Below are 13832 nucleotides of genomic sequence, written 5' to 3'. Positions count from 1 at the left end.
GGCAGCCTGTGCCGTGAATTCGAATATAGCGCAACGAGGGCTCGTTGCGGGCCGCACCGCCTTGCCGTTTCGGCAAGGTTGCGGTGCCGGCACGGCAAGCGGGGGCCGTGCCGGACGCCTCGACAGGGCTTAGCGCTTGTCGATCGGCGCGACTTCGCGCGGCGTGTGACCGATGAACAGCTGACGCGGACGACCGATCTTCTGATCCGGCTCGCCGATCATCTCGTTCCACTGCGCGATCCAGCCCACGGTACGGGCCAGCGCAAAAATGCAGGTGAACATCGAGGTCGGGATACCCAGCGCGCGCTGAACGATACCCGAGTAGAAGTCGACGTTCGGGTACAGCTTGCGCGACACGAAGTACTCGTCTTCCAGGGCGATCTTTTCGAGCTGCATGGCCAGTTTGAACAGCGGGTCGTCGTGCAGGCCGAGTTCGTTGAGCACTTCGTAGCACGTCTCGCGCATGAGCTTGGCGCGCGGGTCGTAGTTCTTGTACACGCGGTGACCGAAACCCATCAGCTTCACGCCCGAATTCTTGTCCTTCACCTGCTTGATGAATTCGGGGATCTTGTCCGGCGAACCGATCTGTTCGAGCATGTTCAGCGCGGCTTCGTTCGCTCCACCGTGCGCCGGACCCCACAGACATGCGATACCGGCAGCGATACAGGCGAACGGGTTGGCGCCCGACGAGCCGGCCAGACGGACGGTCGAGGTCGAAGCGTTCTGCTCGTGATCGGCGTGCAGGATCAGGATACGGTCCAGAGCGCGCACCAGCACGTCGTTGACCTTGTACTCTTCGCACGGGTTCGCGAACATCATGCGCATGAAGTTCGCGCTGTACGACAGGTCGTTGCTCGGGTACACGAACGGCTGACCGATGCTGTACTTGTACGCCATGGCGACGAGCGTCGGCAGCTTGGCGATCAAACGAATCGCCGACACTTCGCGGTGGTTCGGGTTATTGATGTCCAGCGAGTCATGGTAGAACGCCGACAGGGCACCGACCGAGCCGGTCAGCACGGCCATCGGGTGGGCGTCGCGACGGAAGCCACGGAAGAAGAAGTTCATCTGCTCGTGAACCATCGTGTGACGGGTCACGGTGTCGACAAATTCCTTCTTCTGTGCCGCGTTGGGCAGTTCGCCCTTGAGCAGCAGGTACGAGGTTTCGAGGAAGTCGCAGTGGGTCGCCAGCTGCTCGATCGGGTAGCCGCGGTACAGCAGCTCACCCTTGTCGCCATCGATGTAGGTGATGGCGGAATTGCACGACGCCGTCGACATGAAGCCGGGGTCATACGTGAATTTGCCGGTCTGGCCGTACAGCTTGCGGATGTCAATCACATCCGGGCCCATCGTCCCCTGATAAATCGGCAGCTCTACGCTGGGCGAATCGTCAGAGAAAGATAGGGTGGCTTTAACATCAGACGGAGTCATATCGCTTCCTCAAAAAAATTCCAAAACCCCTACACGGCACGCAGAAGCGCCAGCAGGCGCCGCACGTCCGGCCCGTCCAGATCCGCCTCGGGCTCTTTACGCGCTAGCAGCAGATCCATCAAATCGTTATCGCTCAGATCGAGCAACTTCGTGAGGGCGCCCACATCCTCGTCGGTCAGCGAGGCTTCGTACTTGGCGAAGAATCGTTCGAGGATGAGGTCGTTTTCCAGCAAACCGCGGCGTGCCCGCCAGCGCAGGCGGGCACGTTTTACCGGATCGGACTGGTGAGTGTTATCCGGCATGATCGTCGAATCAGACGGCGCGACGCACCATCAGCTCCTTGATCTTGCCGATAGCCTTCGTCGGGTTCAGACCCTTCGGGCAAACGTCGACACAGTTCATGATCGTGTGGCAGCGGAACAGACGGTACGGGTCTTCCAGGTTGTCCAGCCGCTCGTTGGTCGCCGTGTCGCGGCTATCCGCGATGAAGCGGTAAGCCTGGAGCAGACCGGCCGGGCCAACGAACTTGTCCGGGTTCCACCAGAAGCTCGGGCACGACGTCGAGCACGACGCGCACAGAATACACTCGTACAGACCGTCGAGCTCATCGCGCTGTTCGGGCGATTGCAGACGCTCCTTCTCCGGCGCCGGCTCGGGGTTGATGAGGTACGGCTTGATCGAGTGGTACTGGTTGAAGAAGTGCGTCATGTCCACGATCAGATCGCGAATGACGGGCAGACCCGGCAGCGGCTTGAGCACGATCTTGTTCGGCAGATCGTTCATGTTGGTCAGGCAGGCCAGACCGTTCTTGCCGTTGATGTTCATCGCGTCCGAACCGCATACGCCTTCGCGGCACGAGCGGCGGAAAGCGATGCCTTCGTCGATCTTCTTGAGCTTGACCAGAGCGTCGAGCAGCATGCGCTCGTGACCGTCGAGTTCGACCTCGTAGGTCTGCATGTACGGTGCAGCGTCCTTGTCCGGATCGTAGCGGTAGACTTCAAAAATGCGTTTCATGATCTTGCGAATCCCTTAGAACGTACGCGCCTTGGGCGGAACGGAGTCGACGGTCAGCGGCTTCATCTGCACCGGCTTGTATTCCAGACGGTTGCCTTCGCTGAAGAACAGCGAGTGGCGCATCCAGTTGGCGTCGTCGCGCTCCGGATAGTCGCTGTGCGCGTGCGCACCACGGCTTTCCTTACGGGCTTCCGCTGCAATCATGGTGGCCTTGGCCACTTCGATCAGGTTGTCGACTTCCAGCGCTTCCATACGCGCCGTATTGAACACCTTCGACTTGTCCTTCAGGTGGACGTGCGACACGCGCTCGGCCACTTGCTTGATCTCGTCCACGCCTTCCTTGAGCAGGTCCGAAGTACGGAACACGCCGGCGTGCTTTTGCATCGTCGCGCGAATGTCGTTGGCAATGTCCTGTGCGTACTCGCCCGAACTCGATGCTTCGAGACGGCCCAGACGCGCCAGTGCGTTCTCGCCGGCATCGGCGGGCAGCGGCTTGTGTTCGCCGTGGTTCCTGACGAAGTCCACGATGTGGTTACCGGCAGCGCGGCCGAACACCACGAGGTCGAGCAGCGAGTTCGTACCCAGACGGTTAGCGCCATGGACCGACACGCACGAGCATTCGCCCACTGCGTAGAAGCCGTTGACGGGCACCGACGAGCCATCTTTCTGCACCACGACCTGACCGTTGTAGTTCGTCGGAATACCGCCCATCTGATAGTGGATGGTCGGCACGACGGGGATCGGCTCCTTGATCGCGTCGACGTTGGCGAACTTCAGAGCGATTTCGCGAATCGACGGCAGACGCTTCATGATCGTCTCGGCACCGATGTGCGAGAGGTCGAGCAGCACGTAGTCGCCGTTCGGGCCGCAACCCCGGCCTTCCTTGATTTCCTGGTCCATCGAACGCGACACGAAGTCACGCGGCGCCAGATCCTTCAGCGTCGGCGCGTAGCGCTCCATGAAGCGCTCGCCGTTCGAATTACGCAGAATACCGCCTTCGCCGCGCACGCCTTCGGTAATCAGCACGCCCGCGCCGGCCACGCCGGTCGGGTGGAATTGCCAGAATTCCATGTCTTCGAGCGGAATGCCTGCGCGAGCAGCCATGCCCAGCCCGTCACCGGTGTTGATGAACGCATTGGTCGACGCCGCATAAACGCGACCGGCACCGCCGGTGGCGAACAGCGTGCACTTGCCTTCGAGCAGGTAGACTTCGCCGGTCTCGAGTTCCAGCGCCGACACGCCGAGGACGTCGCCCTCTTCGTTGCGGATCAGGTCGAGGGCCATCCACTCGACGAAGAAATGGGTCTTGGCCGCGACGTTTTGCTGATACAGCGTGTGCAGCAGCGCGTGACCGGTGCGGTCGGCAGCCGCGCAAGCGCGCTGGACGGGCTTCTCGCCGTAGTTGGCCGTGTGACCGCCGAACGGACGCTGGTAAATCGTGCCGTCCGGGTTACGGTCGAACGGCATGCCGAAGTGTTCCAGCTCGTAGACGGCATTCGGCGCCTGACGGCACATGAACTCGATCGCATCCTGGTCGCCGAGCCAGTCGGAACCCTTGATGGTGTCGTAGAAGTGGTAATGCCAGTTGTCTTCGCTCATGTTGCCGAGCGAAGCGCCAATGCCGCCCTGAGCGGCCACGGTATGCGAACGGGTGGGGAACACCTTGGACAGCACTGCCACCGACAGACCGGCCTTGGCCAGTTGCAGCGAAGCGCGCATGCCCGAACCACCTGCGCCCACGATGACGACGTCAAAGCGGCGGCGCGGCAGCGAATTTTTAATTGCAGCCATTCTTTACACTCTCCACAGAATCTGGGCGGCGTAGCCGGCACAAGCCAGCAGCCAGACGATCGTCAGCGCGTACAGCGCCAGTCGCACACCGACGGGCTTGACGTAGTCCATCCAGACGTCGCGCACACCGACCCACGCGTGATAGAACAGCGCGAGCAGCGTGACGAACGTGGCGAGCTTCATCCACTGATGCGAGAAGATGCCGGCCCAGCCTTCGTAGGAGAAGTCCTTGGCGATGAAGAACCACACCAGCAGGATCACGGTATAGACGGCCATGATGACCGCGGTCATGCGCTGGGCAATCCAGTCGCGCAGGCCGTAGTGGGCGCCAACGACGAGGCGCTTCGAACCGATATTGTTCTGTGCCATCTTAGAACGCTCCGAAAAGCTTGAGAGCCACGGCCAGCGTCAGCACCAGCGACACGGCGAGGACCACCACCGCCGAGTTCTTGCCGGCTTCCTTGCTCACTGCGTCGTGATTGAAGTCCATGCGCAGGTGGCGCACGCCGGCACAGAAGTGCTGCAGGAAGCCCCACGACAACGCCAGGATGACGAGCTTGACAAACCAGTTGGAGGCGACGCTTCGAAGCGTGTCGAAGGTCAGTTCCGACGTGAGGCTCTGTTCGAACAAATACAGTGCGAACGGCAACAGAAGGAACAAGATGACACCGCTAATACGGTGCAGAATCGAAACGATACCAGCCGGCGGGAGACGGTACGAGACAATCTGTCCGATACCAATATTCCTGTAGACTGGCCGCTCTTTTTTTACCACTTCAGCCATGCTAGACCCCATGTAGTTACATCAACTCCGAATTTTAGCGCCGATTCTAGTGCGTTGCACCATACCGGTTCCAATGGTTCGGAAATTCCTGCCAACGGCGCACGACACGCCGCCCCCAAGCCTCGACTCTCAGGCACCCGCCGGCCACGACACCGGCACGCCCCCGGAAAAGTCGCCCTACCCTCTCAATGCAATTGCAGACCGAATTCGCCGACCGAATCCGTCAACTCAGTTCGTTTTGGTAATGATGTTCCGTGGTGACATACCAGCCCCGGCGGACTTCCACCGGTTTGTCGCCGTAGGTGAACGAAACACGCTCCACGCTCAGCAACGGGAAACCCTTCGGCACCTTGAGCAAATCCGCCGTCATGTCGTCCGCGGCCACTGCACGGACTTTTTCCACGGCGCGAATCATGCGCGTGCCGAATTCATCTTCGAACAGGCCGTACATCGGCCCCTTGTATTCATTGAGTTTTTCCGCAGTCAGCCCACGAAACAGCGAGCCCGGCAGCCAGATTTCGTCGAGCACCGTCGGGCGGTCCGAGAAATCCATCATGCGGCGAATCAGAATCACGCCATCGCCGGCACGCAACTCAAGCTGACGCGCGATTTCGGCCGGTGCGCGCATACGGCGGCACTCGATCAGGCGGCTGGGCGGGTGATGGGGTTCGCCCGAATCGGGCGCGAGACGCAGAAACCGGAACTGCACCCGGTCTTCGTGATGGGTCGCGACGAAGGTACCGCGCCCCTGCCTGCGCACGAGGAGATTCTCGGCGGCCAGTTCGTCGATGGCCTTGCGCACCGTTCCCTGGCTCACCTTGTAACGTGAGGCCAGATCGACTTCGCTGGGGATGATTTCGCCGGGCTTCCATTCGCCGGCTTGCAGGCTCTGGGTAATGAGCCCCTTGATCTGCTGGTATAGCGGGCTGAAGGTCGGCGACGCTCCGGCAGCCCCCGGCAAGGCCTGAGCGGCCGGCACGGCGTCGCGCGCGCCGTCAGATCGCTGTGGGGCGTCGACAGGCGGCGTGGTGTTGGATGTGTCGCGAACGTTCGCATTCATGGCGGGGATTTGACCACAAATCAAGACCTTCGTCCATCGAATAACAGCAATAATCCTATGTCTTATATAAGACATAAGATAGAGTTGACATTCGTTGTGGCGACTCCTACACTGGCGCGGGCTAACAGGGGCCTGCGGCCGCAGCACGGCTATCTTATAAGATAAGAGCGTCCGGTGCTTCACACGTCGACGGCAGCACACCCCGCACAGCCCGCAAGCTTCCGTAGGTCAAGGAATTTTAGAAGCTTCATGTGACGCGGCGCTGTCAGCCTGGCAAGAGTTGCCACCCGGACGGCGAGCCTATCCTGAGCTTCGCAGGAATTTGTACACGTCTGGAGAGATTCTCATGGCAAAACCCGCAATGCGTGTCGCCGTCACCGGCGCCGCTGGCCAAATCGGCTACTCCCTGCTGTTCCGTATCGCCAATGGCGACATGCTCGGCAAGGATCAGCCCGTCATCCTGCAACTGCTCGACCTCCCGCAAGCTCAAGCCGCCGTCAAGGGCGTTGTGATGGAGCTCGAAGACTGCGCGTTCCCGCTGCTGCAAGGCGTGGTCGTGACCGACGATCCGAAGGTCGCATTCAAGGATGCCGACGTCGCCCTGCTGGTTGGCGCCCGTCCGCGTTCGAAGGGCATGGAGCGCAAGGATCTGCTCGAAGCCAACGGCGCGATCTTCACGGTGCAGGGCAAGGCCCTGGACGAAGTCGCCAGCCGCAACGTCAAGGTGCTGGTGGTCGGCAACCCGGCCAACACCAATGCCTACATCGCCATGAAGTCGGCACCGAACCTGCCGAAGGAAAACTTCACCGCGATGCTGCGCCTGGACCACAACCGTGCCCTGTCGCAAATCGCCGCCAAGACCGGCAAGCCGGTCGCCAGCATCGAAAAGCTGGCCGTGTGGGGCAACCACTCGCCGACGATGTACGCCGACTACCGCTTCGCCACGATCGACGGCCAGAGCGTCAAGGCCATGATCAACGACGACGTGTGGAACAACGACGTGTTCCTGCCGACCGTCGGCAAGCGCGGCGCCGCCATTATCGAAGCCCGCGGTCTGTCGTCGGCCGCCTCGGCCGCCAACGCCGCCATCGACCACATCCACGACTGGGTGCTGGGCTCGAACGGCAAGTGGGTCACGATGGGTATTCCGTCGGATGGCTCGTACGGCATTCCGCAAGATGTGATCTACGGCGTGCCGGTGATCTGCGAAAACGGCAAGTACAAGCGCGTGGAAGGCCTCGAAATCGACGCCTACTCGCGTGAAAAGATGGACTTCACGCTGAAAGAGCTTGAAGAAGAGCGCGCCGGCGTGGCACATCTGCTGGGCTGATTCTTCCCGGAACTTCCCCGGGAAGCCGGCCCCGCGCGACGCCAAAAGCGCCGCAACGGGCCGGGACTGCGCCGGCGGCTACCCCCAGTGCCGGCGCAACTCCCGCACCACGCAGCATCACTCCGTATCGTCTCGTATCATCGCGCAGCAGGCAGTACCCGAACGTTCCTTGAATTCGGAGTGACAACGCGCCGCAACCGGCCAGCAAGCTCACCGGCCTGTGCGTTATGCTCCCGCCACTCCCTCACGCCTCATCGAGCGATTTCTTGGCCAAGCGAATGCAGCGTCCGATTGCCGCAAGCCATGCCCCGCGCCGGGTGACCGGCGATGGCGCAGTGCCCGCGACAAGCGTACCGCGCCCGATCCCGCACGCCCCCATGCGCGCCGCACCGCGTTCATTTTGCGCTCATTTCGCGCTCGTTTCACGCCCGTTTCGCCAAGCATTCCGCCCACGACGCTTCCCGCCTTTTACGATGCACGCCTGGCTGCACGCATCGCTCGCGAAGCGCCGTCCAGTCCGGCGAAGTGCCGAATTCCGCACCGCAACACCAACGATAGCGTCGCCGGCTCCCGCCGCCGCCGCTCGTCGCGCTTGCGTGAAAGGAATTGAAAAAATTTGTGTGGTGACGTCGAACGACGCAGACTTCGTACGATAATCTGCGCTTTTACGGAATGTCGGTTAATACCCTCTGGAGAGACCCACCATGAAGAAGCTTTGCCTGACTGCGCTGGTTGCCCTGTGTTCTGTTGCCGTCCTGCCGACGGCATTTGCCGCCGAACCGGCAAGCAAGACCACGACCAAGAAGGCAGCCCCGAAGAAGAAGGCACCGGCCAAGAAGAAGGCCGCCGTTGCCGCTGCTCCGGCGCAACCGGACGAAGGCTCGGAACTCTGGAGCTGCAAGGAGAACAATAAGTTGTACATCAAGGGTGACATGAAGCGCGACCAGATCCTGACGATGTTCTGGGAAGGCCGCAATTACCGCCTTCCGCGTCAGCAGACGACGACGGGCGCAGACCGTTTCTATGACGCCGCGAGCGGCATGGACCTGGTCGTGATTCCGGCCAAGGCAATGCTCTTCACCCACCGCGATGGCGGCAGCCGTCTGGCTGACGAATGCATGACGCAGGCGATGGCAGATCAAAACAAGCTCGCGCCGACGCAATCGAACGAACTGATCAAGGTGACGAACTGAGCGCGTGCCCGGTCTCGACACCGATTCGGTTCCCGTAATGCGCCAGCCGCTTTCCTGCTGTAGCTTCTGAAGGATCGTAGTATCCGGTGCGCCGGAAGATCGACGCACAGGCATCGCAGCGGGCGCTCATGAGGGTGCTCGCGCAATGCCGCCCCCACCCATTGCTTCACCACTGCTTTGTTTTTCTGTATCACTCAAGGAAAGATCATGGCCCACAACCTCCACAAAACGCTGAAAGAGTTCAAGCTCGGCGGTAACAAGAAAGGCAAGTTCTATTCGCTGCCCCAATTGGGCAAAGCCCTGGGTGTCAACGTCGAGCGCCTGCCGGTGTCGATTCGCATCGTTCTCGAGTCCGTGCTGCGTAACTGCGACGGCAAGAAGGTGACCGAAGAGCACGTCAAGCAACTGGCCAACTGGCAACCGCATGCCGAGCGTACCGACGAGATTCCGTTCGTCGTCGCGCGGGTCGTGCTGCAAGACTTCACCGGTGTGCCGCTGCTTGCCGACCTGGCCGCAATGCGTAATGTCGCAGAGCGCCAGGGCACGAACCCGAAGCGTATCGAGCCGCTGGTGCCGGTGGATCTGGTTGTCGACCACTCGGTCACGATCGATCACTTCCGCGAAAAGAAGGCGCTCGACCTGAACATGAAACTGGAATTCCAGCGCAATAACGAGCGCTATCAGTTCATGAAGTGGGGGATGCAGGCGTTCGACACGTTCGGCGTCGTGCAGCCGGGCTATGGCATCGTCCACCAGGTGAACCTGGAATATCTCGCGCGCGGCGTGCACAAGAAGGACGACGTGTACTACCCGGACACGCTCGTGGGCACGGACAGCCACACGACCATGATCAACGGTATCGGCGTGGTGGGCTGGGGCGTGGGCGGCATCGAAGCCGAAGCCGGCATGCTCGGCCAGCCGGTGTACTTCCTGACGCCTGACGTCGTCGGCGTGGAACTCACGGGCCGTCTGCGTGAAGGCGTGACCGCCACCGACCTGGTGCTCACGATCACCGAAATGCTGCGTCGCGAGAAGGTCGTCGGCAAGTTCGTCGAATTCTTCGGCGAAGGCACGTCGAGCCTGGCGCTGCCGGATCGCGCCACGATCGCCAACATGGCGCCGGAATACGGCGCCACAATGGGCTTCTTCCCGGTCGACGAGAAGACGATCGACTACTTCGAAGGCACGGGCCGTACGAAGGCGGAAATCGACGCATTCGAAGCGTACTTCAAGGCCCAGAACCTGTTCGGCGTGCCGAAGACGAACAGCATCGATTACACGAAGACCCTCACGCTGGATCTGGGTACGGTCGCGCCGTCGCTGGCCGGTCCGAAGCGTCCGCAGGACCGTATCGAAATCGGCAACGTGAAGGCGACGTTCAAGGACCTGTTCACCAAGCCCGTGTCGGAGAACGGTTTCAACCTCACCAAGGAACAACTCGAGACGACGTACAAGACGGCTAGCGGCATCGACGTGAACAACGGCGATGTCCTGATCGCGGCCATCACATCGTGCACGAACACGTCGAATCCGAGCGTGTTGCTCGCCGCCGGCCTGCTCGCGAAGAAGGCCGTGGAAGCCGGCCTGACGGTGGCTCCGCACATCAAGACCTCGCTCGCCCCGGGAAGCCGCGTGGTGACTGAGTATCTGGAAGCGGCGGGCCTGCTGCCGTACCTCGAGAAACTCGGCTTCGGCGTGACGGCTTATGGCTGCACGACCTGTATCGGCAACGCCGGCGATCTGACGGCCGAACTGAACGAGACGATCACGAAGAACGACATGGTGGCGGCCGCCGTGCTCTCGGGCAACCGCAACTTCGAGGCGCGCATTCACCCGAACATCCGCGCCAACTTCCTCGCATCTCCCCCGCTGGTCGTGGCCTACGCCATCGCCGGCAACGTCACGCGCGACCTGATGACCGAGCCGGTCGGCAAGGGCCGTGGCGGCCGCGAAATTTTCCTGGGCGACATCTGGCCGACCAGCGAAGAGATTCACAAGCTGATGAAGTACGCGATGAACGCCAAGGTGTTCAAGGCCAACTACGATTCCGTCAAGGAGCCGAGCCCGCTGTGGGCCAAGGTCAAGGGTTCGAAGGGCCAGGTCTACGATTGGCCGGCGTCGACTTACATTGCCGAGCCGCCGTTCTTCGAAGGCTTCACGATGGAGCCGAACGCCGACATCAAGCCGATTCACGGTGCTCGCGCACTGGGCGTGTTCGGCGACTCGGTCACGACCGACCACATCAGCCCGGCAGGCTCGATCAAGGAAACCTCGCCGGCAGGCAAGTGGCTGCTCGAGAATGGCGTGCTCAAGGCCGACTTCAACAGCTACGGCTCGCGTCGCGGCAATCACGAAGTCATGATGCGCGGCACGTTCGCGAACGTTCGCATCAAGAACCTGATGATCCCGCCAAAGGCGGACGGCTCGCGCGTGGAAGGCGGCGTGACGATTCATCAACCGAGCGGCGAACAGCTCTCGATCTACGACGCCGCCATGAAGTACATGGGCGAGAACACCCCGACGGTGGTGTTCGGTGGCGAAGAGTACGGCACCGGTTCGTCACGCGACTGGGCGGCCAAGGGCACGCAGTTGCTGGGCGTGAAGGCGGTCATCACCCGGTCGTTCGAGCGCATCCACCGCTCGAACCTGGTCGGCATGGGCGTGCTGCCGCTGCAATTCAAGGGATCGGACAGCGTGGAATCGCTCGGCATCACCGGCGAGGAAACCTACGACATCGAGGGTCTGACGGCGGACATCAAACCGCAACAGGACGTCACGCTGGTCATCCATCGCAAGAACGGCGAGACGCAGAAGGTGCAAGTCCTGCTGCGTATCGATACGCCGATCGAAGTGGACTACTACAAGCACGGCGGCATTCTGCCGTTCGTGCTGCGTCAGCTGCTCGCGGCGGCGTAAGTTCGGCGCACGCGGGTGACGGATTTCTCCTCGCCCGCGACGCACCAAAACCCGGCCCTCGTGCCGGGTTTTGTCGTTGATGGGGAGTGCGCTTTGGGTCGCCTTGTCACGTCCGAAAATGGCTAGCCGTCGCGCCCGCGCGCGCGTAGAGTTGCAGCCATGTTCTCTGCTGCCTCAACGCCCATGAAGCTCGATCCGGAAGTCTGCTACAAGGCCGTCTGCGCCCGCGACCGGCGCTTCGACGGCTGGTTCTTCGTCGGTGTCTCGTCGACCGGGATCTATTGCCGTCCAGTTTGCAATGTGCGCACGCCGCGCTTCGAGAACTGCTCGTTCTACGGCAGCGCCGCCGCAGCGGAAAAGGCCGGTTACCGCCCTTGCCTGAAATGCCGTCCGGAACTCGCGCCCGGCAGCGCGCGATTCGACGCGTCGCGGGAACTGGCCGACGCCGCCGCCGCCATGATCGACGAGGGTTTTCTCAATCACGCCGCGTTGCCCGATCTGGCCGCCCGCATCGGCATCACCGAGCGTCACCTGCGACGCATTTTTGCCGACGAATTCGGCGTGTCGCCCGTCGAATACGCACAGACGCAACGATTGCTGCTCGCCAAACGCTTGCTGACGGACACCGCGCTGCCCGTCACGGAAGTCGCGCTGGCCTCTGGCTTCGGCAGTGTCCGGCGTTTCAACGGTCTATTCAAGTCACGATACGGATTCGCGCCGGGACGCCTGCGTCTGAACGCCCACACCGCACGCATGGCAACCCTTCCGGATGGCGATCTGGTATTCCAGCTCGCCTACCGCCCGCCCTTCGCCTGGCACGCCCTGCTCGACTTCCTGGGCGAGCGCGCCATCGAGGGCGTCGAACTGCGCGAAGGCGACGTCTACACCCGCACGCTGAGCATCGAGCGCCAGGACGGCCGGACGGTCGCTGGCTGGTGCCGGGTCTCGCCGCTGCCAAATCGCCACGCATTACAGGTGACGCTGCCCCCGGCGCTGGCGGGCAGCGTGCCGCAAGTGCTCGGCAAACTGCGTCATCTGTTCGATCTCGGCGCACGGCCGGACGTGATCGACGCCCATCTGGGCACGCTCGCATCGCCCACGCCGGGCCTGCGCGTGCCGGGCGCGGTCGACGGCTTCGAGATCGCCGTGCGTGCCGTCGTCGGTCAGCAGATTACGGTCAAGGGCGCACGTCGTCTGCTTGCACGGCTGGCGCAGCGATTCGGAACGCCCCTGCCGGCCCCGGTCCACGGACTCACGCATACCTTCCCGAGCGCGGCGCAAATGCTCGCCGCGCCCGCCGATTCGCTCGGCGAAGCCGGTATCATTCGAAGTCGTATTGCCGCAATTCACGGGCTCGCGCAGGCGATGGTGGACGGCAGGCTGCGGCTCGATCCGCTCGCACCACTGGAGGCGACGATCGCCGCGCTGCTCGCCATCAAGGGCATCGGCCCGTGGACGGCGCAGTACATCGCAATGCGCGCTCTTGGCTCGCCCGATGCGATGCCCGTCGACGATCTGGTGCTGCGCCAGGCGCTCGGTGCCGCCGACGGACGCGCCGTCGCGGCACGCGCAGCGCAATGGGCGCCCTGGCGAGCCTATGCCGCGCTGCACATATGGCGCGCCGCAGCGCAAGGGCCGGCAGGTCAGCCGGTCGAGACTTTGCAGGAGGTTTTCGCATGACCCGCACGACATCTGATGCATCTATTGCGTCGCCTTCCTCCCCCCGGGCAAGCGCGCCTGGCGTTCGCTACCAAACGCTTTATGAGAGCCCGCTCGGCCAGATGCTGCTCGTGGCGAACGGCGAAGCCCTCACCGGCGTGTATTTCTCGCGTCAAAAGCACTTCCCGGAGGACGGACACACGCGCCTCGACGGTGACGGCCTTGCCGTGCTCAATGCCACGAAACAGCAACTCGACGAGTATTTCCATGACGGCCGACGCCTGTTCGAACTGGATCTCGCACCGGAGGGCACCCCGTTCCAGAAAAGCGTCTGGGACGCACTCCGCCGCATTCCTTTCGGTGAGACCCGCAGCTACGGCGACCTCGCGCACGCGCTGGGCGACGCGAACAAGTCACGGGCCGTCGGCGCCGCTAACGGGCGCAATCCGATATCGGTCATCGTGCCGTGCCACCGCGTGATCGGCGCCGACGGCACCCTCACGGGCTACGCCGGTGGCCTTGAGCGCAAGCTCACGCTGCTCTCGCTCGAAGGCGCCGCGCTGCCTCCGGTGCCAGGGGCCCGTACGGCAGCCACGCGTGGCACACGGCTCTGCGCTCCCGCCAACCTGGCCTTCGATTTCTGAGGCGTCGGCG

Annotated in this window: 12 protein-coding genes; 5 read left to right on the top strand and 7 right to left on the bottom strand. The window is 62.5% G+C overall.

Annotation, left to right across the window (positions count from 1 at the left end; all coding sequences use genetic code 11):
- Positions 1-129 precede the first annotated feature (129 nt).
- The 7 genes from gltA to AB870_RS08465 all read right to left on the bottom strand — a co-directional run bounded on the left by gltA (position 130) and on the right by AB870_RS08465 (position 6080).
- Complete coding sequence (gene gltA, locus AB870_RS08495; protein ID WP_047907669.1) at positions 130-1431, bottom strand: citrate synthase; 1302 nt, start codon at positions 1429-1431, stop codon at positions 130-132.
- Between the two features lie 29 nt (positions 1432-1460).
- Positions 1461-1733 carry an FAD assembly factor SdhE gene (locus AB870_RS08490; protein WP_047907668.1) on the bottom strand — a complete coding sequence of 91 codons (273 nt, stop codon included), beginning with the start codon at positions 1731-1733 and terminating at the stop codon, positions 1461-1463.
- A gap of 10 nt (positions 1734-1743) precedes the next feature.
- Positions 1744-2448, bottom strand: coding sequence for a succinate dehydrogenase iron-sulfur subunit (locus AB870_RS08485; RefSeq protein ID WP_044455326.1), 705 nt, complete (start codon positions 2446-2448; stop codon positions 1744-1746).
- A 12-nt stretch (positions 2449-2460) separates the two neighbouring features.
- Complete coding sequence (gene sdhA / locus AB870_RS08480; RefSeq protein ID WP_047907667.1) at positions 2461-4236, bottom strand: succinate dehydrogenase flavoprotein subunit; 1776 nt, start codon at positions 4234-4236, stop codon at positions 2461-2463.
- Between the two features lie 3 nt (positions 4237-4239).
- Entirely contained in the window at positions 4240-4605 is a 366-nt protein-coding gene (gene sdhD, locus AB870_RS08475) for a succinate dehydrogenase, hydrophobic membrane anchor protein (RefSeq protein ID WP_047907666.1), read from the bottom strand.
- A gap of 1 nt (position 4606) precedes the next feature.
- Positions 4607-5020: a succinate dehydrogenase, cytochrome b556 subunit gene (sdhC, locus tag AB870_RS08470; protein WP_047907665.1), complete on the bottom strand. Its 414-nt coding sequence runs from the start codon at positions 5018-5020 to the stop codon at positions 4607-4609.
- A gap of 223 nt (positions 5021-5243) precedes the next feature.
- Complete coding sequence (locus tag AB870_RS08465) at positions 5244-6080, bottom strand: GntR family transcriptional regulator (protein WP_047907664.1); 837 nt, start codon at positions 6078-6080, stop codon at positions 5244-5246.
- Positions 6081-6426: 346 nt separating this feature from the next.
- On the opposite strand from AB870_RS08465, the gene AB870_RS08460 reads away from it, so the two are divergent.
- The 5 genes from AB870_RS08460 to AB870_RS08440 all read left to right on the top strand — a co-directional run bounded on the left by AB870_RS08460 (position 6427) and on the right by AB870_RS08440 (position 13822).
- The gene (locus AB870_RS08460; RefSeq protein WP_047907663.1) at positions 6427-7410 is read left to right on the top strand and encodes a malate dehydrogenase; all 984 of its coding nucleotides are present in this window, start codon (positions 6427-6429) and stop codon (positions 7408-7410) included.
- 704 nt (positions 7411-8114) lie between these two features.
- Positions 8115-8603: a hypothetical protein gene (locus tag AB870_RS08455; protein ID WP_047907662.1), complete on the top strand. Its 489-nt coding sequence runs from the start codon at positions 8115-8117 to the stop codon at positions 8601-8603.
- 207 nt (positions 8604-8810) lie between these two features.
- A complete protein-coding gene (gene acnA, locus AB870_RS08450; RefSeq protein WP_047907661.1) occupies positions 8811-11519 on the top strand; it encodes an aconitate hydratase AcnA in 2709 nt (902 codons plus the stop codon).
- A gap of 183 nt (positions 11520-11702) precedes the next feature.
- Positions 11703-13199, top strand: a complete 1497-nt coding sequence (locus AB870_RS08445; protein ID WP_047907660.1) for a DNA-3-methyladenine glycosylase 2 — start codon at positions 11703-11705, stop codon at positions 13197-13199.
- 101 nt (positions 13200-13300) lie between these two features.
- Positions 13301-13822, top strand: coding sequence for a methylated-DNA--[protein]-cysteine S-methyltransferase (locus AB870_RS08440; protein WP_047907659.1), 522 nt, complete (start codon positions 13301-13303; stop codon positions 13820-13822).
- Positions 13823-13832: the final 10 nt, after the last annotated feature.

The organism is Pandoraea faecigallinarum (assembly GCF_001029105.3).
GTDB classification, from domain to species: Bacteria; Pseudomonadota; Gammaproteobacteria; order Burkholderiales; family Burkholderiaceae; genus Pandoraea; species Pandoraea faecigallinarum.
The sequence above is the reverse complement of the archived record's forward strand: the minus strand, read 5'-3'. Positions and strand labels throughout refer to the sequence as shown.